The sequence below is a fragment of the Pseudomonas sp. F01002 genome, assembly GCF_004402115.1.
GTDB classification, from domain to species: Bacteria; Pseudomonadota; Gammaproteobacteria; order Pseudomonadales; family Pseudomonadaceae; genus Aquipseudomonas; species Aquipseudomonas frigoris.
Genome location: NZ_SOPU01000035.1, coordinates 20,815 through 42,744, shown reverse-complemented (window position 1 = coordinate 42,744; position 21,930 = coordinate 20,815). Strand labels below are relative to the sequence as shown.

At 58.7% G+C, this 21,930-nt stretch carries 18 protein-coding genes and 2 pseudogenes; 15 read left to right on the top strand and 5 right to left on the bottom strand.

What is annotated here, in order from left to right:
* The first annotated feature begins 62 nt into the window (after nt 1-62).
* The 6 genes from E3W21_RS27635 to flgE all read left to right on the top strand — a co-directional run bounded on the left by E3W21_RS27635 (nt 63) and on the right by flgE (nt 5,135).
* Complete coding sequence (locus E3W21_RS27635; RefSeq protein ID WP_008147956.1) at nt 63-995, top strand: chemotaxis protein CheV; 933 nt, start codon at nt 63-65, stop codon at nt 993-995.
* Nucleotides 996-1,041: 46 nt separating this feature from the next.
* A complete protein-coding gene (cheR, locus tag E3W21_RS27630; RefSeq protein WP_129437601.1) occupies nt 1,042-1,869 on the top strand; it encodes a protein-glutamate O-methyltransferase CheR in 828 nt (275 codons plus the stop codon).
* Nucleotides 1,870-2,206: 337 nt separating this feature from the next.
* Nucleotides 2,207-2,614: a flagellar basal body rod protein FlgB gene (flgB, locus tag E3W21_RS27620; protein ID WP_129437599.1), complete on the top strand. Its 408-nt coding sequence runs from the start codon at nt 2,207-2,209 to the stop codon at nt 2,612-2,614.
* Nucleotides 2,615-2,617: 3 nt separating this feature from the next.
* The gene (gene flgC / locus E3W21_RS27615; protein ID WP_046046514.1) at nt 2,618-3,061 is read left to right on the top strand and encodes a flagellar basal body rod protein FlgC; all 444 of its coding nucleotides are present in this window, start codon (nt 2,618-2,620) and stop codon (nt 3,059-3,061) included.
* A gap of 15 nt (nt 3,062-3,076) precedes the next feature.
* Nucleotides 3,077-3,799: a flagellar hook assembly protein FlgD gene (gene flgD, locus E3W21_RS27610; protein WP_134422748.1), complete on the top strand. Its 723-nt coding sequence runs from the start codon at nt 3,077-3,079 to the stop codon at nt 3,797-3,799.
* Nucleotides 3,800-3,830: 31 nt separating this feature from the next.
* A complete protein-coding gene (flgE, locus tag E3W21_RS27605) occupies nt 3,831-5,135 on the top strand; it encodes a flagellar hook protein FlgE (protein WP_134422746.1) in 1,305 nt (434 codons plus the stop codon).
* A 254-nt stretch (nt 5,136-5,389) separates the two neighbouring features.
* Here the strand turns inward: flgE and E3W21_RS27600 are convergent, their stop codons facing one another.
* Nucleotides 5,390-8,284, bottom strand: coding sequence for a ribonucleoside-diphosphate reductase subunit alpha (locus E3W21_RS27600; RefSeq protein ID WP_134103925.1), 2,895 nt, complete (start codon nt 8,282-8,284; stop codon nt 5,390-5,392).
* 739 nt (nt 8,285-9,023) lie between these two features.
* On the opposite strand from E3W21_RS27600, the gene E3W21_RS27595 reads away from it, so the two are divergent.
* Nucleotides 9,024-9,737 carry a response regulator gene (locus tag E3W21_RS27595; protein ID WP_074879161.1) on the top strand — a complete coding sequence of 238 codons (714 nt, stop codon included), beginning with the start codon at nt 9,024-9,026 and terminating at the stop codon, nt 9,735-9,737.
* Nucleotides 9,734-11,344, top strand: a complete 1,611-nt coding sequence (locus E3W21_RS27590; protein ID WP_129437591.1) for an ATP-binding protein — start codon at nt 9,734-9,736, stop codon at nt 11,342-11,344. Before E3W21_RS27595 ends, E3W21_RS27590 begins: the two co-directional genes overlap by 4 nt.
* 127 nt (nt 11,345-11,471) lie before the next feature.
* Here the strand turns inward: E3W21_RS27590 and E3W21_RS27585 are convergent, their stop codons facing one another.
* Together E3W21_RS27585 and E3W21_RS27580 are read right to left on the bottom strand one after the other, a co-directional pair.
* On the bottom strand, nt 11,472-12,197 hold the full coding sequence (locus E3W21_RS27585) for a 4'-phosphopantetheinyl transferase (RefSeq protein WP_218570142.1): 726 nt from the start codon (nt 12,195-12,197) through the stop codon (nt 11,472-11,474).
* A 97-nt stretch (nt 12,198-12,294) separates the two neighbouring features.
* Nucleotides 12,295-12,567, bottom strand: a pseudogene (locus E3W21_RS27580) (dienelactone hydrolase family protein); the annotation flags it as partial.
* A 208-nt stretch (nt 12,568-12,775) separates the two neighbouring features.
* On the opposite strand from E3W21_RS27580, the gene E3W21_RS27575 reads away from it, so the two are divergent.
* The 3 genes from E3W21_RS27575 to E3W21_RS27565 all read left to right on the top strand — a co-directional run bounded on the left by E3W21_RS27575 (nt 12,776) and on the right by E3W21_RS27565 (nt 15,515).
* The gene (locus E3W21_RS27575) at nt 12,776-13,378 is read left to right on the top strand and encodes a hypothetical protein (RefSeq protein WP_134422744.1); all 603 of its coding nucleotides are present in this window, start codon (nt 12,776-12,778) and stop codon (nt 13,376-13,378) included.
* A 116-nt stretch (nt 13,379-13,494) separates the two neighbouring features.
* The gene (locus E3W21_RS27570) at nt 13,495-14,172 is read left to right on the top strand and encodes a response regulator (RefSeq protein WP_134422742.1); all 678 of its coding nucleotides are present in this window, start codon (nt 13,495-13,497) and stop codon (nt 14,170-14,172) included.
* Nucleotides 14,169-15,515, top strand: a complete 1,347-nt coding sequence (locus E3W21_RS27565; protein ID WP_134422740.1) for an ATP-binding protein — start codon at nt 14,169-14,171, stop codon at nt 15,513-15,515. The genes E3W21_RS27570 and E3W21_RS27565 overlap by 4 nt, the downstream gene beginning before the upstream one ends.
* Nucleotides 15,516-15,666: 151 nt before the next feature.
* On the opposite strand, the pseudogene E3W21_RS27560 reads toward E3W21_RS27565, so the two are convergent.
* Nucleotides 15,667-15,843 (bottom strand): annotated as a pseudogene (locus tag E3W21_RS27560) (helix-turn-helix domain-containing protein); the annotation flags it as partial.
* Between the two features lie 147 nt (nt 15,844-15,990).
* On the opposite strand from E3W21_RS27560, the gene E3W21_RS27555 reads away from it, so the two are divergent.
* Together E3W21_RS27555 and E3W21_RS27550 are read left to right on the top strand one after the other, a co-directional pair.
* The gene (locus tag E3W21_RS27555; protein WP_129437581.1) at nt 15,991-17,043 is read left to right on the top strand and encodes a hypothetical protein; all 1,053 of its coding nucleotides are present in this window, start codon (nt 15,991-15,993) and stop codon (nt 17,041-17,043) included.
* 413 nt (nt 17,044-17,456) lie between these two features.
* Nucleotides 17,457-17,711, top strand: coding sequence for a DUF6124 family protein (locus E3W21_RS27550; protein WP_134422738.1), 255 nt, complete (start codon nt 17,457-17,459; stop codon nt 17,709-17,711).
* Between the two features lie 108 nt (nt 17,712-17,819).
* On the opposite strand, the gene E3W21_RS27545 is transcribed toward E3W21_RS27550, so the two are convergent.
* Nucleotides 17,820-18,818, bottom strand: a complete 999-nt coding sequence (locus tag E3W21_RS27545) for an AraC family transcriptional regulator (RefSeq protein ID WP_134422736.1) — start codon at nt 18,816-18,818, stop codon at nt 17,820-17,822.
* A gap of 339 nt (nt 18,819-19,157) precedes the next feature.
* On the opposite strand from E3W21_RS27545, the gene E3W21_RS27540 reads away from it, so the two are divergent.
* Nucleotides 19,158-20,492 (top strand): dicarboxylate/amino acid:cation symporter, encoded by a 1,335-nt coding sequence (locus E3W21_RS27540; RefSeq protein WP_134422734.1) that lies wholly within the window; start codon nt 19,158-19,160, stop codon nt 20,490-20,492.
* 144 nt (nt 20,493-20,636) lie between these two features.
* Nucleotides 20,637-21,818, top strand: a complete 1,182-nt coding sequence (locus E3W21_RS27535; RefSeq protein WP_134422732.1) for a CaiB/BaiF CoA-transferase family protein — start codon at nt 20,637-20,639, stop codon at nt 21,816-21,818.
* The last annotated feature ends 112 nt before the right edge of the window (nt 21,819-21,930 follow it).

Below are 21,930 nucleotides of genomic sequence, written 5' to 3'. Positions count from 1 at the left end.
CGTGCCGTTTAGTGATGAATGCGCGTCGCAACACACTTAAGCGTTGGTGTAGGAGTCTGTGCATGGCTGGTGTAATGGATGCGGTAAACCAGCGCACGCAACTGGTAGGGCAGAATCGCCTTGAGCTGTTGTTGTTCCGTCTCGACGGCCAGCAGCTGTATGGGATCAACGTGTTCAAGGTTCGGGAGGTGCTGCAATGCCCCAAACTGACGCTGATGCCCAAGTCCAGTCCTGTCGTGTGCGGTGTGGCAAATATCCGGGGGGCGACCATTCCGATCCTTGATCTGGCGATGGCGACCGGTTCCGGTGCGCTGAAAGATCAAAGCAATCCCTTCGTGATCATCACGGAGTACAACACCAAGACCCAGGGTTTCCTGGTGCGGTCGGTGGAACGCATCGTCAACATGAATTGGGAGGAGATTCATCCGCCCCCCAAGGGCACGGGACGCGATCATTACCTGACGGCTGTGACTCGGGTCGACAATCAGTTAGTCGAAATCATCGACGTCGAGAAAGTGCTGGCAGAAGTGGCGCCGACACCGGAAGCGATTTCCGTTGGCGTGGTGGATGTCGAAACCCAGCACAAGGCGCTCTCTTTGCGAGTACTGACGGTCGATGACTCGTCGGTGGCGCGCAAGCAGGTGACCCGTTGCCTGCAGACGGTCGGTGTCGAAGTGGTGGCGTTGAACGACGGTCGGCAAGCGCTGGATTACCTGCGCAAGCTGGTCGACGAGGGCAAGAAGCCGGAAGAAGAGTTCCTGATGATGATTTCCGACATCGAGATGCCGGAGATGGACGGGTACACCCTCACGGCCGAGATCCGCAACGACCCTCGCATGCAAAAGCTTCACATCATCCTGCATACTTCGTTGTCGGGTGTATTCAATCAGGCGATGGTCAAGAAGGTCGGTGCCGATGACTTCCTTGCCAAATTCCGTCCTGATGACCTGGCATCCCGGGTAGTCAACCGGATCAAAGCAGCAGACATCAGCTAGGGGCCTTCTGCCCCTAACGGTTAATACGATTTAAGAGGCGGCATCTTTGTCTACGGGTAATTTGGATTTCGAACAGTTCCGGGTCTTCCTGGAAAAAGCCTGTGGCATTTTGCTCGGTGAAAACAAGCAGTACCTGGTCTCGAGCCGTCTCAACAAACTGATGGAACAGCAAGCCATCAAGTCCCTGGGTGAGCTGGTCCAGCGCATCCAGACCCAGCCGCGCAGCGGTTTGCGCGAGATGGTGGTGGATGCCATGACCACCAACGAAACCTTGTGGTTTCGTGACACCTATCCGTTTGAAGTCTTGAAGAACAAGGTGCTGCCCGCAGCGATCAAGGCCGCCCCTGGCCAGCGTCTGCGGATCTGGTCGGCGGCCTGTTCGTCGGGTCAGGAACCGTATTCGCTGTCGATGTCGATCGATGAGTTCGAGCGCGTGAACATGGGCCAGTTGAAGATGGGCGTGCAGATCGTTGCCACCGACCTGTCCGGCACCATGCTGACCAACTGCAAGACCGGCGAATACGACAGCCTGGCCATCGGCCGTGGTCTGTCGCCCGAGCGCCTTCAACGTTACTTCGACCCGAAAGGGCCGGGGCGCTGGGCAATCAAGGCACCGATCAAGAGCCGGGTGGAGTTTCGCTCGTTCAACCTGCTGGACAGCTACGCGAGCCTCGGCAAGTTCGACATCGTGTTCTGCCGCAACGTGCTGATCTACTTCTCCGCCGAGGTGAAGAAGGACATCCTGTTGCGCATTCACAGCACGTTGAAGCCCGGCGGTTATCTGTTCCTCGGTGCTTCCGAGGCGCTGAACGGTTTGCCGGATCATTACCAGATGGTCCAATGCAGCCCGGGGATCATTTACCAGGCGAAGTGATGCAAAAGCGGCAAAAAAAACGGGAGTCCCTTAAGGGCTCCCTTTTTTTATGCCTGCCGCTTTTGCATCACGTAGGAGCTGCCGAAGGCTGCGATCTTTTGATCTTGTTTTTTACGATCAAGATCAAAAGATCGCAGCCTTCGGCAGCTCCTACAGGGGGCGGGTGCAATCCAGGAAAGCGGCAGAAAAGCGGCAGGCGGCGGAAATCGGTTGCCGCTTTTCTGGCATTGCCACGTTGCCACTGCCCGCAAAGCCCCGGTTTACGGCCTTTTTTTAATTGGCACGACGCTTGCTATGTCCATGTTACGAAAAATCAGGTCACCCGAAGGTTTCCGACATGAGCATCAGCTTCGATAAAGCGCTCGGTATCCACGAACAAGCCCTGGGCTTCCGCGCTCAGCGTGCCGAAGTCCTGGCCAACAACATCGCCAACGCCGACACCCCGAACTACAAGGCTCGGGACCTGGACTTCTCGAAAGTGCTCGCCGCACAGAACGAGAAGACCAAGAGCGGATCTTTCGCCTTGAACATGACCAACAGCCGTCATATCGAAGCCGAAGGCCTGGGCAATGGCGACGAATCGCTGCTGTATCGCACGCCGATGCAACCGTCGATCGACCAGAACACCGTGGACGCCCAGCTGGAACAGTCGAACTACGCGGAAAACGCGGTCAACTTTCAGGCCAGCTTCACCCTGCTCAACAGCAAATTCAAAGGGCTGGTGTCAGCCCTTCGTGGAGAGTAAGTCATGTCTCTAGCCAGCGTTTTCAACATTGCCGGTAGCGGCATGAGTGCCCAGACCACTCGCTTGAACACCGTCGCCAGTAACATCGCCAACGCCGAGACGGTCTCGTCGAGCATCGACCAGACCTACCGTGCACGGCACCCGGTATTCGCCACCATGTTCCAGGGTGGCCAGAGCGGCGGCAGTGACTCGCTGTTTCAGAACCAGGACGCCGCCGGTCAAGGCGTGCAAGTGCTGGGCGTGGTCGAGGACCAAAGCAACCTTGAAGCGCGCTACGAGCCGAACCATCCGGCGGCCGACGCCAAGGGCTACGTCTACTACCCGAACGTCAACGTGGTGGAAGAAATGGCTGACATGATTTCCGCGAGCCGTTCGTTCCAGACCAACGCCGAAATGATGAACACCGCCAAAACCATGATGCAGAAGGTCCTGACCCTCGGTCAGTGATAAGGGGCGACTGAGATGAGTGTTACCGATACCACCAGTGGCATTAGCCTCAAGGACATCCTGGCCAACTCCTCGATCAAGACCAACACCAGTGCCGACGGCCTGGCGTCGGCGACGAATAGCGCCACCGGTAAAAAGGCCCTGGGCAAGGACGCGTTTCTGCAGTTGCTGGTAACGCAACTGAAAAACCAGAACCCGCTGGAACCGCAAGACAACGGTGCGTTCGTCGCCCAGTTGGCGCAGTTCAGTAGCCTGGAAGGCATCACCACGCTCAACGACACCGTCAGTGGCCTGGCGAGTAATTACAACTCGTCCCAAGCGTTGCAGGCGTCGTCGCTGGTCGGGCGTTCGGTTATTGCACCGGGCGGCACGGCGGTGGTCGATACCTCCAAGAGTTTCAGCGGCACCATTGCCGTACCGGCGTCGGTGGACCCGGTCAAGGTCAAGATCACCGATGCCGATGGCAAGGTTGTCCGCACCATCGACATGGGCAGCGAAGTCGCCGGTACTTCCACTTTCATCTGGGACGGCAAAAACGACGCAGGCGAAGTGGCCAAGGCGGGTACCTATACCTTCGGCGCTACGGCGACCTACGACGGCAAGGCGACCTCGCTGGTGACGTACCTGCCGGCGACGGTCAACAGCGTGACCATCAGCCAGACAGGCGGTGAGTTGATGCTCAACCTGGCCGGGGCGGGCAGCATCGCGCTGTCCAAAGTACAAACCATTGGTATGTAGAGCCGACTAACACGGCACAAAGGAGTGGAATATGTCTTTCAATATCGGCCTTAGCGGTCTCTATGCAGCCAACAAACAACTGGACGTGACCGGCAACAACATCGCCAACGTCGCGACCACCGGCTTCAAATCGTCCCGTGCGGAATTCGAAGACGTTTACTCGGCCACCAAGCTGGGGTCCGGCAGCAAAACCATCGGTAACGGCGTGCGCCTGGCCAACGTTTCCCAGCAGTTCACCCAGGGCGACGTCAACAACACCGGCAACGTGCTGGACATGGGCATCAACGGTTCCGGCTTCTTCGTGCTGAGCGAGAATGGTTCGATGTCCTACACCCGTGCCGGTACGTTCAAGGTCGACAAAGACGGTTACGTTACCAACACCGATGGCTCTGCGCGTCTGCAGGGTTATGGCGTGGATGCCAATGGCAAGATCCTCAATGGCGTTTTGACTGACCTGCGCATCGATACGTCGAACCTGGCGCCAAAAAACACCTCCACGGTTTCGTCGACGATCAACCTGAACTCCACAGCTCCCATCATCAACCAGACTACCAATCCGTTTGACCCGTCCAAGGAAGCGTCCTTCACCAAGCAGTTCAGTACCCCTATTTACGATACCCAGGGTAACAAGCACGTCATGGACCAATTCATGGTCAAGACTGCTGACAACACCTGGAAGACCTACACCCTGATCGAGGGTCGCAACCCGGATGGTAGCGACCCTACTCTTACTCCTCCTGTCGCTTCGACCATGGCGTTCGATTCGTCAGGCAAACTGGTTTCCGTCACCACTCCAGCTGCCCCTTTGCCGATTGTCAGCCCTGACCTGAAAGTCACCGGCTGGATTCCGGGTACCGTGACCAATGGCGTGTGGACAGCCAACGGCGCTGCCTCCGGCGTCGTTACGGTCTCCATGGACAAAACCACGCAGTACAACGCTGACACCGCGCGTTCGATTCCTTCACAGAACGGCTACGCCACTGGCCAGATCACCAACCTGACCATCGACACCAGCGGTATCATGCTGGCCAACTTCAGCAACAGCCAGACCAAGCCCATCGGCCAGATCTCGCTCGCCAGCTTCACCAACGAACAAGGTTTGCAGCCTGTAGGCGGCACCAGTTGGAAAGAAACCTACTCGTCGGGTATCCCGGGCTACGATGCGCCGAACACCGGTACCTTGGGCGAGATCCACTCCAACTCTCTGGAAGAGTCCAACGTCAACCTGACCAATGAACTGGTCGACCTGATCAAGGCACAGAGCAACTACCAGGCGAACGCCAAGACCATCTCGACTCAGAGCACCATCATGCAAACCATCATTCAGATGACCTGATGCGGGTTGGCTGAAAGCGCTGCACAAAAAGCCCCTCAATCGAGGGGCTTTTTTTTTATGGCTGGCAAAAAGATCGCTGCCTCGTTTCACTCGACAGCTCCTACAGGAAATAGCGGTCCCCTGTAGGAGCTGTCGAGTGAAACGAGGCAGCGATCTTTTGATCTTGAAAGGCAGGCAAAAGAAAACCCCCGACAATCCAGAGGACCGATCGGGGGTTGTCCAGGTAAGCGCCTTTCAGCGCTCACCGGCTCAGCTTATTGGCAAGCTTCGCAATCCGGCTCGTCGATGGCGCAAGCCTTCGGTACTGGAGCAGGGCCGGCAGGCGCTGCCAGGACCGAATCTTCACCGTGGTTGCCGCCGCTGGAAACAGCGTTCAGCTTACCGGTGTTGATGGTCGACTTCTCGGTGCTGGTCGCGGCCAGGGCACGGAGGTAGTAAGTGGTTTTCAGGCCACGGTACCAGGCCATGCGGTAGGTCACGTCCAGCTTCTTGCCCGATGCGCCAGCGATGTACAGGTTCAGCGATTGAGCCTGGTCGATCCACTTCTGACGACGGCTTGCCGCGTCAACGATCCACTTGGTGTCCACTTCGAAAGCGGTCGCGTAGAGCTCTTTGAGTTCTTGCGGGATGCGCTCGATCTGTTGCACCGAACCGTCGTAGTACTTCAGGTCGTTGATCATGACCGAGTCCCACAGACCGCGAGCCTTCAGGTCGCGAACCAGGTACGGGTTGATCACGGTGAATTCGCCCGACAGGTTCGATTTCACGTAGAGGTTCTGGTAGGTCGGTTCGATCGACTGCGATACGCCAGTGATGTTGGCGATGGTCGCGGTCGGTGCGATGGCCATGATGTTGGAGTTACGAATGCCTTTCTGCACACGGGCACGAACCGGTGCCCAGTCCAGGGATTCGTTCAGGTCAACATCGATGTACTTCTGGCCACGTTGCTCGATCAGGATCTGTTGCGAATCCAGCGGCAGGATGCCTTTGGACCACAGCGAACCCTGGAACGTCTCGTAGGCGCCGCGCTCGTCGGCCAGGTCGCAGGAAGCCTGGATCGCGTAGTAGCTGACCGCTTCCATCGACTTGTCGGCGAACTCGACGGCAGCGTCGGAACCGTAAGGAATGTGCTGCAGGTACAGCGCGTCCTGGAAGCCCATGATGCCCAGACCGACCGGACGGTGCTTGAAGTTGGAGTTCTTCGCTTGTGGCACCGAGTAGTAGTTGATGTCGATAACGTTATCGAGCATGCGAACGGCGGTGTTCACGGTGCGTTCCAGCTTGGCGGTGTCCAGCTTGCCGTTGGTGATGTGGTTCGGCAGGTTGATCGAGCCCAGGTTGCAAACGGCGATCTCGTCCTTGTTGGTGTTCAAGGTGATCTCGGTGCACAGGTTCGAGCTGTGAACCACGCCGACGTGCTGCTGCGGGCTGCGCAGGTTGCATGGGTCTTTGAAGGTTAGCCATGGGTGGCCGGTTTCAAACAGCATGGACAGCATTTTGCGCCACAGGTCTTTGGCCTGGATGGTCTTGAACAGCTTGATCTTGCCCGGGTACTCGGACAGGGCTTCGTAGTACTCGTAACGCTCTTCGAAGGCCTTGCCGGTCAGGTCGTGCAGGTCCGGCACTTCGGACGGCGAGAACAGGGTCCACTTGCCGTCATCGAAGACGCGCTTCATGAACAGGTCAGGGATCCAGTTGGCCGTGTTCATGTCGTGGGTACGACGACGATCATCACCGGTGTTCTTACGGAGTTCGATGAACTCTTCGATGTCCATGTGCCAGGTTTCCAGGTAGGCACAGACAGCGCCTTTGCGCTTGCCACCCTGGTTAACGGCGACGGCGGTGTCGTTCACGACTTTCAGGAACGGAACAACGCCCTGGGATTTGCCGTTGGTGCCCTTGATGTACGAACCGAGTGCACGAACCGGGGTCCAGTCGTTGCCCAGGCCGCCCGCAAATTTCGACAACATGGCGTTGTCGTGGATCGCGTGGTAGATGCCCGACAGGTCATCCGGCACGGTGGTCAGGTAGCAGCTGGACAGCTGTGGACGCAGGGTACCGGCATTGAACAGGGTCGGGGTCGAGGACATGTAGTCGAAGGACGACAACAGGTTGTAGAACTCGATTGCACGGTCTTCTTTGTTCTTCTCTTCGATCGCCAGGCCCATGGCCACGCGCATGAAGAAGATCTGCGGCAGTTCGAAGCGGATACCGTCCTTGTGGATGAAGTAACGGTCGTACAGGGTTTGCAGGCCCAGGTACGTGAACTGCTGATCGCGCTCGTGGTTGATCGCCTTGCCGAGTTTTTCCAGGTCGAAGGTCGCCAGGATCGGGTTCAGCAATTCGAATTCGATGCCTTTCGCGATATAGGCTGGAAGAGCCTTGGCGTACAGGTCGACCATTTCGTGGTGGGTCGCGCTTTCGGCGACTTCCAGGAAGCTCAGGCCTTCGGCACGCAGGGTGTCCATCAGCAGGCGAGCGGTCACGAACGAGTAGTTCGGTTCACGCTCAACCAGGGTACGGGCGGTCATCACCAAAGCGGTGTTGACGTCGGTCAGGGCCACGCCGTCGTACAGGTTTTTCAGGGTTTCACGCTGGATCAGGTCGCCGTCGACTTCTGCAAGGCCTTCGCACGCTTCGGTGACGATGGTGTTCAGGCGGCCCATGTCCAGAGGCGCAAAGGTGCCATCGGCGCGGGTGATGCGGATCGACGGGTGAGCGTTGACGGCTTCTTCGGCCGGTGCGTGGGCGGCGCGTTCTTTCGAACGACCGTCACGGTAGATCACGTAGTCGCGGGCCACTTTCTGCTCGCCGGCACGCATCAGGGCCAGTTCGACCTGGTCCTGGATTTCTTCGATGTGGATCGTGCCGCCCGAGGGCATGCGACGCTTGAAGGTCGCGGTGACTTGTTCGGTCAGACGGGCAACGGTGTCGTGGATTCGCGACGAAGCGGCAGCGGTGCCGCCCTCAACTGCGAGAAACGCTTTGGTGATAGCGACGGTGATCTTGTCATCGGTGTAAGGAACGACAGTGCCGTTACGCTTGATCACGCGCAGCTGGCCAGGCGCGGTGGCGGACAGATCCGAAGTCGAATCAGCGGCCTGCGGCAAGGTGCCCTGCGGGTTCTCGCGAGTTGTGTCGGTTTGCATGGGGGGTTGTCTCCACATTCTCTATGTTTGTTTGGGCACCATCACGGTGCCCACCGTTCCGTCCTGAAGCACTACAACCGGCGAGGGGCCGGGCATACCAACTTCGGGACAGATCAGGAAGGGGCAATTGGGGCGCCGCTTCCATGCCGAAGTCTTTGGTCCCAGGCCTTGAACCTGAAACCGGGATCCTTTTGGGTGACAGTAATTGACTGCAACACCCGTACCGTTAACGCCGTTTTCGGCTCAAAAACAGTAGCCATCCGCACGCGCGGTTTGGTCTTTCGAAAATACGTTTGGTTCAACCGGAAAGAGGCAATAAAAGCGCTTGAAATCGGTATCCGGTTTGTGTTTGGTTTTTGGCGTAAAACCCTACATGTAGGGTTTTTTTCGCGACGAGGTACAAGATAATGCGTTTTGGAGGGTGTTGCAACGTACTGCCTGTGGATAAACCTGTGCGTAAATTGTGTGTGAAACGTGGAACGAGCGTGTAGGCCGCGACCTAGCTGGAGCGGACCGTTTTTCACTGATTTTCACTGATTGAAAACAGTCGCTCGGGTTTTTAAGGGCGCGAACCCTATCACAAAAATCCGGGTTGTCCGAACGCATTTACCGGCTTGTGTTCTCGGCGGGCGGCGTTTATACAATCGGCCAGTGCGTACGCATTCTTATCCTCCCCAATCATTACAAAAAGACGGGTGGATCCTTCCTTATTAAGTGTTGTTGGCAAGCAGAGGTCACCGTGGAGCAAGAAGCCTGGCAGGTATTGATTGTGGAGGACGACCAGCGTCTGGCCGAACTGACCCGCGATTACCTGGAAGCCAATGGCCTGCGCGTATCGATCGAGGGCAACGGCGCCTTGGCCGCGGCCCGCATCATCAAGGAGAAACCGGACCTGGTGATCCTCGACCTCATGTTGCCGGGCGAAGATGGCCTGAGCATCTGCCGCAAGGTCCGCGACAAGTATGACGGCCCGATCCTGATGCTCACCGCCCGCACCGACGACACCGATCAGATTCTTGGCCTGGACCTGGGTGCCGACGACTACGTGTGCAAACCGGTTCGCCCACGCCTGCTGCTGGCGCGCATCCAGGCCCTGTTGCGACGCAGTGAAGCCCCTGAAGTGGCGCCGGAAAAACAACGGCGTCTGCAGTTCGGTCCCTTGGTGGTCGACAACGCATTGCGCGAAGCCTGGCTGAACGACAACGGCATCGAGTTGACCAGTGCCGAGTTCGATCTGCTTTGGCTGCTGGTCGCCAACGCCGGACGCATCCTGTCCAGGGAAGAGATTTTCACTGCATTGCGCGGCATCGGCTATGACGGCCAGGACCGTTCCATCGACGTGCGCATCTCGCGCATCCGCCCGAAAATCGGCGACGACCCGGAGCATCCACGACTGATCAAGACCATCCGCAGCAAAGGTTATCTGTTCGTTCCGGAAGCCTGCACCCTGTGAACTCGATCTTCCTGCGCATCTACGGCGGCATGTGCGCGGCGCTGATTCTGGTGGCGGTACTCGGCGTGCTGGCCTTGCACCTGCTCAACCAGGTGCGCGGCGAGCAATACCGCGAGCGCCTGGCCCACGGCACGTTCTCGCTTATGGCCGACAATCTGAACCCGATGAACGAAACCGAGCGCCACCGGGCCTTGCTGGTGTGGGAGCGGTTGCTGGGGATTCCGTTGGCGCTGAAAACCTTTGCCCAGACCGATCTCGACCTCACCCAGCGCACCCGCGTGCTGCGCGGTCAGGCGCTGGTGGAGCAGACCGGTCCGCATGCAGCGAAGGTGTATCGACTGGTCAGCGACAAGGAACAGCTGGTGCTGACCGGCGAAGTCCAACAGATCAGCGAACAACTGGCCCGGGCGACTATTTACCTGCTGGCCGACGAACTGGTGCGCTACCCGGTGGCTGAGCAACCCGAGCGCCTGGCGCAGTTGAAGCGCGATAAAGGGTTTGGTTTCGACTTGCGGCTGGTGACGATCGAGCAGGCGGACATGGACGAGGACCAGAGTCGCCGGGTGTCCGAGGGCGACACGGTGATGGCGCTGGGCAAGGGCGGCGATTCAATCCGGGTGTTTGCCGGCATGGTCGGTACGCCGTGGGTGCTGGAGATCGGCCCGTTGTATCAGATGAATCCTTATCCGCCGGAATGGCTGGTGCTGATCGCCGCCCTGGGTTTGAGCCTGATCGGTTTGATCGTCTATTTGTTGGTGCGCCAACTTGAGCGCCGCTTGCGTGGCCTGGAAGCGGCCGCCACGCGCATCGCCAAGGGCAGCCTGGAAACCCGCGTGCCGGCACGCGGCGCGGACTCGGTGGGACGGCTGGCTTCGGCGTTCAACGGCATGGCCGAGCACCTGCAGCAGTTGCTGGCGATCCAGCGTGAGCTGGTGCGCGCCGTGTCTCATGAGCTGCGCACCCCCGTGGCGCGGTTGCGTTTTGGTCTGGAAATGATCGGCTCGGCCACCACGCCGCAGGCGTTGGAAAAATACTGTGAAGGCATGGACCACGACATCGAGGATCTCGATCGACTGGTGGACGAGATGCTCACCTACGCACGACTGGAGCAGGGTTCGCCGGCGCTGAATTTTCAGCGGATCGATCTGGATACGTTGGTCAATCAGGTGATCGAAGAACTGGCGCCGTTACGCGCCGAGGTCACGGTGCAGCGCGGTTTGTGTTTGTCCGCCGCTGACAACGACGACGCCTGGGTCGAGGCCGAGCCGCGTTACCTGCACCGGGCGTTGCAGAACCTGGTGAGCAATGCCATGCGCCACGCTCAATCACGGGTGACCGTCAGCTATCAGGTCGGGCAGCAGCGCTGTCGGGTGGATGTCGAGGATGACGGGCCGGGCGTACCGGAAACAGCCTGGGAGAAGATTTTTACACCATTCCTGCGCCTTGATGACAGTCGCACCCGCGCCTCCGGTGGGCATGGGTTGGGGCTGTCCATCGTGCGGCGAATCATCCATTGGCATGATGGCCGGGCGTTGATCAGCAAGAGCAAGAGTTTGGGGGGGGCGTGTTTCAGCCTGAGCTGGCCGAGGAATCAGGAGAAGCGGTGAGACATGTGGTGAATGAACCACCGCTTTCGCGAGCAAGCCCGCTCCCACATTGGATCTATGTCTCACCGCAAATCCCCTGTGGGAGCGGGCTTGCTCGCGAAGAGGCCCTCCCAAACACTGAAGATCCTCAGGCCTTGATGCTGACCAGACTCAACAACTGCCCATCCACCACCCCGAACTGCGCATCCAGCTCAGTGCCATTGCGCCATTCGCTGGACAAATCAGTCAGCAGCCGCAGCCGCACTTCACCGCTTTCCGCCCACTCCAGAACTTCGGCATGTTCAAAATAAAAGCGCTGCTGAACGATCGGATACAGCGCCTTGAACAGGCTTTCCTTCACCGAAAACGTCAGGGTCACCAGCATCGCCAACTGATCGCGACGGCCAGCGGTCATGCGTTGCAACTCGGGCGGGGTGAGGATTTCCCCGGCCAGTCGTTCGGCCCGTTCAGGGTTGAGCAGGTTTTCCAGATCCATTCCCAGGCCGCGCCAGTGGGTTTTCTTCGCGACAATCGCCGAGGCCCGGCCGGTGCTGTGGGTGATCGAGCCCGTGATGTGCGTCGGCCATACCGGTGCCCGGTCCTCGCCGATGGCCGGGATGAAGTTCAGCCCTTCCAACTGTTGTAACGCAGCCCGAGCGCAAACCCGCCCGGCGAGGAACTCCGCCTGACGCTTGGCGACCGAACGCTGGATGGTGGGCGGTGGCTCGATGGCGCTGCGCTGGAAATCATCGCTGGCCAGTTGCGAGGTATCGAAGTGAGTGCTCAACAGCACCGTATCCGGCAGCGCAAACGGCAGCGGCCAATGGGCATCGAGTGGAGTGCAGCAGACGGGGAGGGCGGGGGCGCGATTCATGTGGGGCATTTTGCCGGGTTGCTCTCAGGCTGGGTAGTACAAAGCTTTGGATTGGCGTCGCGGCCATCGTCGGATCGCCGCGCCGCGGTCTACCTGATCAACCAAAAATCTTCTTGAAAAACGCCTGCATGTCCGCCCAGGATTTTTCATCCGCCGCCTTGTTGTAGCCAATATCCGGCCCACCATGATCGCCATGGCTCAACCGATCCGCATCAGGGTTGCTGAACCCATGCTTGGCGCCTTCCAGGCTGACGAACTTATAGTCAGCCCCGGCCTTGTCCATTTCAGCCTTGAACGCTGCCACGTTATCCGGCGTGATCATGCTGTCCATCGCCCCATGTTCAACAAGGATTTTAGCTTTCACACGGCCGGAGAAACAGCCGCAAACCGACCCGAACAAAGGCCAGTAATACGAGGGCGAGGAAAATACGCATCGTCGGATCTCCTGCAAAAGTTATCAAAACAGCCTAGTCGATTTGATTCAGCTCAGGTTCAGAGTGCGTTCAGGGGGAGTTCAGGGTCGGGTGAGTAACCTTGCCCCGTACCCAAATAGCACATAGCGCATAAGGAACTCCCCTATGACTGGCTTCAAAAAACTTCTTCTGGCTTTCACTGTCCTGAGCGCGAGTACCGCGGCTTTCGCTTCCGACGACAATTTCGCCAGCCTTACTTTTGGACAGACCAGCGACAAGGTCAAAAAGTCTCACGCCCTGAACGACAATCTCAACCACCCGAACGCAGACGGCGTGATCGGCAAGGACAACACCTGGGGTGTGCGTCTAGGCCAGCAAAACAGCCAAGGCCGCTACTACGCCACCTACGACAACGTGTCGGGCTCACACAATGGCATTAAACTGCGTCAGGAAAACCTCCTGGGCAGCTACGATCTGTTCTACCCGGTGGGCGGCAGCACCAAACTGTTCGGCGGCGCCACGGCCGGTTTGACCAAAATGACTCAGGAGTCGCCAGGCTTCAGCCGCGACAGCGACATCGGTTACGCCATCGGCGGCCAGTTGGGTGTCCTGCAACAGGTTTCGCAAAATACCTCGGTGGAACTGGGTTACCGTTACCTGCGCAGCAACGCCAGCACCGAGATGAGCGAGCGCGGTGGCAGCAAACAGGGTTCGCTGGACCTGACCAGCAGCGCCCAGACCTACCTGTCGGCGAACTACGCTTTCTAAGAAGCGCGTCCGAAAAGGCCTGCGCCGGATCAATCCAAAAGACTGATCCGGCGTCGCCATGTTAGCCATCGAGGTACGCATGCCTCTGGAGATGATGATTTGCCTGGGAGAGCGTTATGAAACTGCTGGTCGTCGAAGATGAAGCGCTGTTGCGCCATCACCTGCAAACCCGCCTCACGGACAGCGGCCACGTGGTCGAGTCCGTGGCCAATGCCGAAGAGGCGCTGTACCAGACCGAGCAGTTCAACCATGACCTGGCGGTGATCGACCTCGGCCTGCCGGGCATGGGCGGGCTCGAGCTGATTCGTCAACTGCGCTCGCGCGGCAAGACGTTCCCGATCCTGATCCTCACCGCCCGCGGCAACTGGCAGGACAAGGTCGAAGGCCTCGCCGCCGGCGCCGACGATTACGTGGTCAAGCCGTTCCAGTTCGAAGAACTCGATGCGCGCCTGAATGCCTTGCTGCGCCGCTCCAGCGGTTTCACCCAATCGACCATCGTCGCCGGGCCGTTGCTGCTGGACCTCAATCGCAAACAGGCGTCCCTCGATGAACAGCCGCTGGCGCTGACCGCTTACGAGTATCGGATCCTCGAGTACCTGATGCGGCATCACCAGCAAGTGGTGGCCAAGGACCGCTTGATGGAGCAGCTCTACCCGGACGACGACGAGCGCGATCCGAACGTGATCGAAGTGTTGGTCGGCCGTCTGCGCCGCAAACTTGAAGGTCCGGCCGGCTTCAAACCGATCGATACCGTGCGTGGCCTCGGCTACCTGTTCAATGAGCGCTGCACTTGATTCGTTCCCTTCGTGTCCGTTTGATGCTCGCCGCCACGATCCTGGCGGTGTTGTTCATGCTGGCGTTGCTGCCGGCGATGCAGGGCGCGTTCAGCCTGGCGTTGCAGGACTCGATCGAACAACGCCTGGCGTCGGACGTCACCACGCTGATCTCCGCTGCGCGGGTGGAAAATAACACCCTGCAAATGCCGGCGCAGTTGCCCGACGAGCGCTTCAACCTGACCGACAGCCGTTTGCTCGGCTACATCTACGACCGCGAAGCTCACTTGGTGTGGCGTTCGAAAGCCACCCGCGAAGAGAAGATCAACTACAAACCGCGTTACGACGGACGCGGCAACGAGTTCGCCCGAATTCGCGAGGCCGACGGTCAGGAATTCTTCGTCTACGACGTCGAAGTCAAACTGCTCGGCGGTAAAAGCGCGGCGTTCAGCATCGTCGCGCTGCAACCGGTACGTGAGTACGAAGCCACCCTCGAGGGCCTGCGGGAAAACCTCTACCTCGGATTCGGTGCCGCCTTGCTGGTGTTGCTCGCGCTGCTGTGGATCGGTTTGACCTGGGGCTTGCAGGCGTTGCGCCGGCTCAGTCAGGAACTGGACGAGATCGAAAGCGGCACCCGCGAAAGCCTCAGCGAACAACACCCGCGCGAACTGCTGCGCCTGACCGGCTCCCTCAACCGCTTACTGCACAGCGAGCGTGAACAGCGCAGCCGTTATCGCGATTCCCTCGACGACCTGGCCCACAGCCTGAAAACCCCGCTGACCGTGCTGCAAGGCGTCAGCGAAGACATGGCCCAGCGCCCGGCCGATCGCGATCAGGCCTGGGTGCTGCAAACCCAGATCGAACGCATGAGCCAGCAGATCAGCTATCAACTGCAACGCGCCAGCCTGCGCAAAAGCGGTCTGGTGCGCCATCAGGTACGCCTGCGCCCGGTGCTGCAAAGCCTGTGCGACACATTGGACAAGGTCTACCGCGACAAACGCGTGAGCGTCGCCTTCGATCTGCCGGACCCGTGTTACGTGCCGATCGAACAGGGTGCCTTGCTGGAAATGATGGGCAACCTGCTGGAAAACGCCTATCGCCTGTGCCTCGGCGAAGTGCGCATCAGCGTGCGCGAAAGCCTTGGCGGGGTTGAGTTGTGCGTTGAGGATGATGGGCCGGGCGTGCCGCCGGATCAGCGAGCGCGGATTCTGCAAAGGGGCGAGCGGCTGGATCGGCAGCATCCGGGGCAGGGGATTGGGTTGGCGGTGGTCAAGGATATTATCGAGAGCTACAGCGCGAAGCTGACGCTGGGGGACTCGCCCATGGGTGGGGCGGCGTTTCGGATTCATTTTCCGGTGGTTTGATGGTGTTCTTACGGGCCTCTTCGCGAGCAAGCCCGCTCCCACATTTGATTTCTGTCGTACACAAATGCTGTGTTCACTGAAGGTTAAATGTGGGAGCGAGCTTGCTCGCGATGGGGTCAGTGGCTACGCCAGAAAAAACCAGCGCAAGAACTCAATTTTCTTGAGCCCGATACGCCCCAGGCGTCAACCCGGTCCACTTCTTGAACGCCCGATGAAACGCCGAAGGCTCTGAAAACCCCAGTTGCTCGGCAATCTGCTGCAACGACAAATCCGCCCGCCCCAGGTGATAGATCGCGATGTCCCGGCGCAGCTGATCCTTCAATTCCTTCTGTCCGACCATTCATCGCTACTGTCAGATCTGACAGTAGTTCTTTTCATTTCTTCAGTCCAAGTTACTTCAGTTCGTCGCGTAGCTGGGCCGAAGCTCAGGTTTGCACCGATGCGCGTGATGTTAATGAAAACAAGGAGACTGAAAATGGTTGAGTTCGTGGCGGTTCAAAATCGAAAACGGATTGTTGAAGAATTGACTGGTGCCCAGATCGTATTGCCGCCGGCATCCATCGATGAGGCTCGGGAAGGTTTTATCAGTCTAGAGCAGTTGGGCAGGGGGCTTACCGTGCGTATTCCTTCTTTTGAAGGACAACAAGTCGGTGCGCGTTTTCACGTTATTGTTGTAAGTGAAGATCCGGATGTCTCATGGGGGGAGCCCGGAATAATCGAAACACTTGTCGGGGATACACTTGTACCCATTCCTGCCGATCGCGCTCTGGCATTCAGAGGTCTGCAGTTAGAACTCTTTTATTTTTATTTCGACACTGATCCCCCGACTTCTCCATCTGCCACGTATTTTGCGGGGGACGACATTTATCGACCTGTCGTGGATGAGGCAGAAGGTCGTGTTATCCCGTTGGCTTCCGTCAACAACGGCGTGAACCTGCGCCTCAGGGCATCCGAAGCGCTGTCAGGCGGGGCTCTGGTTTCTGTCTATTGGCTCGGTACTGCTTGCGAGGCCTGCCTTGTCAGGCATCTTCGGATCGAGACCGACGACGAAGGCAAAGATGTGGTGCTTCCCATTGAACCCCGCTATCTGAGGCCAAACAAATACGGCACGGTTCAGGTGGTTTACACGGTGGAAAATGCGGGCCGGAAGTGGATCTCTCACCTGGTTGAACTGGACGTCGAGGGCGACCTGCTGATTCCGCAAGCCGTCTATGAATACGAACCTGGACACTACAAACCTGGCCAGCTCCAGCTCGTAGACGAGGGCGGGAGGATTCCGATGAAGCTCAGCACACATGGAATGAGCGTTGGCGATGTGGTGACCTTTTTCTTTGTTGGCAATAAAACTGGCACTTCCTATGTTTTGCGTCAGACGTTGGCACCTCACCAAATCGGTCATGACCTGCTAATCGGCGTGCCGATCAGGTTCGATCAATTGGGTGGGGGTGCCAAGGCTATGAGTTTCGTTGAGCGGCAATCTGGAGACATCGTCGGTGCACCGCTGCTTCGGCTTTCATTAATGAGTTAGCTCGTCCGGGGATTGCCCGGATCAAGGAAGCAGGGGGATATTTGGTGTGCACCCCTGCGTTCTTGCACGAATACGAAATAACGAATAAACGCGGTTGTTTAAAACACATCTCCAGACACTCACTCCGGCTACACATCCTTGCGCCGCTGCCTACGACTACGCCAGAATCCGCCGGCTTGTGCGCCTTGGGTCTGGGGCTCTATCGTTTCCCTGTCGCTGACCATCAGCGATCGGGTTTAGCAGCTCGGGTCATCTCTAGACGTACAGCGTCCGCCGTAGATGTTATGGCGGCTTTGCGTGGGGCACTTCGGTGCGCCGGGTTCTAGAGTCCTGGTCTGCTAACCCGCGTACAGCCGCCACCCCTTTTTCGTTTAGCAGCGATGCGTAGCGGCTCCATTACTCTAGGAGCTCAAATGTTCAAGATCACCCCCAATCCGCCTGAAACCCCGCGCACACCCAGCAAGATGTTCATCGTCAACCCGGAGCTCGATACCGAAACCCTGCTGGCCCATGCGTGCGAGTCGCTGGCCTCGGCCAATGTCATGACCATGGATCTCGCGGATCATATGGAGGGGACGAGTCGCAATTCGCTGTTGGGCATTGCGCAAATCATCATGCTGGGTGAACTGGCGGTGAATCGGGCGCTGGATAGGCTCGATCTTCAGTAGTAGCGGTAGATCAAAAGATCGCAGCCTCGTTTCACTCGACAGCTCCTACAGGTGTACGCCAAACCCCGTAGGAGCTGTCGAGTGAAACGAGGCTGCGATCTTTTGATCTTAATTCTCTTGCGCGCGGTAGGCCCCAGGCGTCAACCCGGTCCACTTCTTGAACGCCCGGTGAAACGCCGAAGGCTCTGAAAACCCCAGTTGCTCGGCAATCTGCTGCAACGACAAATCCGCCCGCCCCAGGTGATAAATCGCAATGTCCCGCCGCAGCTGGTCCTTCAACTCCTGAAAACTCGACCCTTCTTCACGCAAATGCCGACGCAAGGTCTGCGGGCTGATGTGCAGGTGTGCGGCCACCGCTTCCAGGTCCGGCCAGTGTGAACTGTCGCGGCTGAGCAACCGGCGCAACTGGCTGCTCAAACTGTCGCCATCATCTGGGCGCGACAACAGGTCGGCGGGGGAGCGTTCGAGGAAATGTTTGAGCGTCCGTTCGTCCTGCAACAGCGGCATATTCAAGTAGCGACTGTGAAACAGCAGACTGCTCTGGGCCGTTGAAAACTTCATCGGGCAGGGGAACAACAAGTCGTATTCGGCGCCGTGCTCGGGCCTTGGGTAGCTGAACGTCGCCTGTTCCAGCCGAATGCGCTGGCCGATCAGCCAGCTGCCGAGTCGATGCCACACCATCAGCTGGCTCTCGGTGAGGAAGTGGTCCGGGTCGCGGAACTGCGAATCGTCGAGGCTGAGGCGAATCATGTCGTCTTCGCGGGTCAGGGTCAGACGCGGACCGTCGGGGAATAAGCTATAAAACAATAAGCCGCGGTGGAGTGCTTTCTCCAGATTGCGGCAGTGGATCACCGCATGGCACATCATCGCGAAGCTGCCGGTTTTGCTCGGGACCGGCCCGAAGCCCAGGTATTCGTCGTCCAGTGCCAGCCACAGTCCCTGGATCAATCGGGTGAACTGTTCAGGCGCGATTCTCGCTCGTGGCTCTTCAAGCAACTCCGGGCTGATGCCGAGTTGTTGCAGCAGGTTTGAATAGTCATAACCCAGCCGTCGCGCACCACCGAGGGCGGCACGGGCGAAATGACTGGCGATGGTGCGTTCGCGCATAGAAGGCAAGTCCGTCCATTGAACGGCGGATGGTAGCCGTGGTGCCTGATGATGAACAAGGCGGATATCCGCCAAATTGTAGGACGAGGTCTGGTCGATGGGCGGAAATCCGCCACTTTGCCGTGCCTGTTTGGTGACAAAGATAAACCTGTAACCCTTGATGTCAAAAGGCGTGCTGGCGATTTGACGAAGGTGGCACGGGCCTTGCGATACAACCCGCAGATGCCTGCCGTTGCGCAGCTCGACAAAACAAATCCCTCCAGTGCAGGAGGGTTCGCAATTGAAGTGTCTTGGGCAACAGATGGATGTTGTCACCGGGCACTCTTGAGGAACTTTGCAATGACGACTCGTCAGCCACTGTACAAATCCCTGTATTTCCAGGTGATCGTTGCTATTGCCATCGGCATCCTGCTCGGTCATTTCTACCCGCAGACCGGTGTAGCCCTCAAGCCGCTGGGTGACGGGTTCATCAAACTGATCAAAATGATCATCGCCCCGATCATCTTCTGCACCGTCGTCAGCGGTATCGCGGGCATGCAGAACATGAAGTCGGTCGGCAAGACCGGCGGTTACGCGCTGCTCTACTTCGAAATCGTTTCGACCATTGCATTGTTGGTCGGTCTGGTGGTGGTCAATATCGTGCAGCCGGGTGCTGGCATGCACATCGACGTCACTACGCTGGATGCCTCCAAAGTCGCTGCATATGTAGCGGCCGGTGCTGATCAAAGCGTTGTTGGCTTCCTGTTGAACGTGATCCCGTCCACCATCGTCGGCGCGTTCGCCACAGGCGATATCCTGCAAGTGCTGATGTTCTCGGTGATCTTCGGTTTCGCCCTGCATCGCCTGGGTGCCTACGGCAAGCCGATCCTGGACTTCATCGATCGCTTCGCCCACGTGATGTTCAACATCATCAACATGATCATGAAGCTCGCGCCACTCGGTGCCTTCGGTGCCATGGCGTTCACCATCGGCGCCTACGGTGTGGGTTCGCTGGTGCAACTGGGTCAGTTGATGGCGTGCTTCTACATCACTTGCCTGTTGTTCGTTCTGGTGGTGCTGGGCGGTATCGCTCGCGCTCACGGCTTCAGCGTGCTGAAAGTGATTCGCTACATCCGTGAAGAACTGCTGATCGTGCTGGGTACTTCTTCTTCGGAATCGGTGCTGCCACGCATGCTGATCAAGATGGAGCGTCTGGGTGCGAAGAAATCTGTTGTGGGTCTGGTGATCCCGACCGGTTACTCGTTCAACCTCGACGGTACGGCGATCTACCTGACCATGGCGGCGGTGTTCATTGCTCAGGCAACCGACACCCACATGGACATCACTCACCAGATCACCCTGCTGGTGGTGTTGCTGCTGTCCTCCAAAGGCGCCGCCGGTGTGACCGGTAGTGGCTTCATTGTGTTGGCTGCCACCTTGTCCGCCGTTGGCCACTTGCCGGTTGCCGGCCTGGCGCTGATCCTCGGTATCGACCGCTTCATGTCCGAAGCCCGTGCCCTGACCAACCTGGTCGGTAACGCTGTTGCCACCCTGGTTGTGGCCAAGTGGGTCAAGGAGCTGGACACCGACGTGATGCACGCGGAACTGGCTTCTGGCGGTCGCGGTATTTCCGACGAGCGTGAAGAAGACGACCTGGGCGTGGCCGAAGGCCCAACCCCAAGCAACGTCAAGTAAGACGGCTGCACTGAAAAAACCCGCTTCGGCGGGTTTTTTCATGCCTGGGATTTGAGCGCAACGGTCAGCGCATCTGACGCATAAGGTGATTGCTGCAATGCCGTCGGCTGCCTAGTCTGGGAACATCGTTTACGGAGAACGCCCATGCTCGGTCCACTGGCATCACTCAAGGTTCTGGATTTCTCGACACTGCTGCCGGGGCCGTTCGCCTCGTTGTTGCTGGCAGACATGGGCGCCGAGGTGCTGCGCATAGAATCGCCTACGCGCATGGACCTGCTGCGGGTATTGCCGCCTCACGATCAGGGTGTTTCTGCCAGCCACGCCTACCTCAATCGCAACAAGCGCAGCCTGGCGCTGGACCTCAAGCAACCTGAGGCGCTGGAGGTGATCAAGCAGTTGCTTGCGGACTACGACATCGTGCTGGAGCAGTTCCGCCCGGGTGTGATGGAACGATTGGGCCTGGGTTATGAAGCCTTGAAGGCGATCAATCCGAAACTGATCTACGTGTCGATCACCGGTTACGGCCAGACCGGCCCCTACAAGGACCGCGCCGGCCACGACATCAACTACCTGGCGCTGGCGGGGCTGGCGAGCTACACCGGCCGCGCCGACAGCGGGCCGCTGCCGTTGGGCATGCAAGTGGCGGATATCGCCGGTGGCTCGTTGCACGGGGTGATCGGGCTGCTGGCGGCAGTCATCGCCCGGCAGCAGACCGGGCAGGGGCAGCATCTGGATGTGAGCATGACCGACTGCGTGTTCAGCCTGAACGCCATGGCCGGCGCCGGGTATCTGGCCTGTGGCGTGGAGCCGGGAAGGGAGGATCAGATGCTCAACGGTGGCAGTTTCTATGACTATTACCGTTCCCGCGATGGGCGCTGGTTCTCGGTGGGCAGTCTGGAGCCCGCGTTTATGAAACAACTGTGTGCGGCGCTGGGGCTGGAGGAGCTGGAAACTTTGGGCTTATCGCCTGAACCAGCCTTGCAGAAGGCGCTGAAGAACGCGCTGAGGATTGAATTCGAGACGCGCGATTTCGCCGAGTTGTGCGCGCTGTTTGCCACGTTGGATGCGTGTGTCGAGCCGGTGTTGAGTTTGGGCGAAGCGGTGCGGCATCCGCAGTTGAAGGCTCGGGCGCTGGTGACCGAAGTGCCGCGTGGTGACGGGACGACTCAGGCGCAGATGGCGTGTCCGTTGAAGTTTTCAGAGGGGTTGCCTGAGCCGAAGCACATTGGCGCGGCGCTGGGGCAGCATACGGATCAGGTGTTGGGGGAGTTGGGGGTTAGTGCTGAGCGGATCGAGCAATTGCGGGCTGCCAAGGTGGTTGTGTAGCGCCTGCCAGGACGCCTTCGCGAGCAAGCCCGCTCCCACAGGGGATCTTCGGCGTGACATAAATCCAGTATGGGAGCGGGCTTGCTCGCGAAGAGGCCGGCACAAACACAGA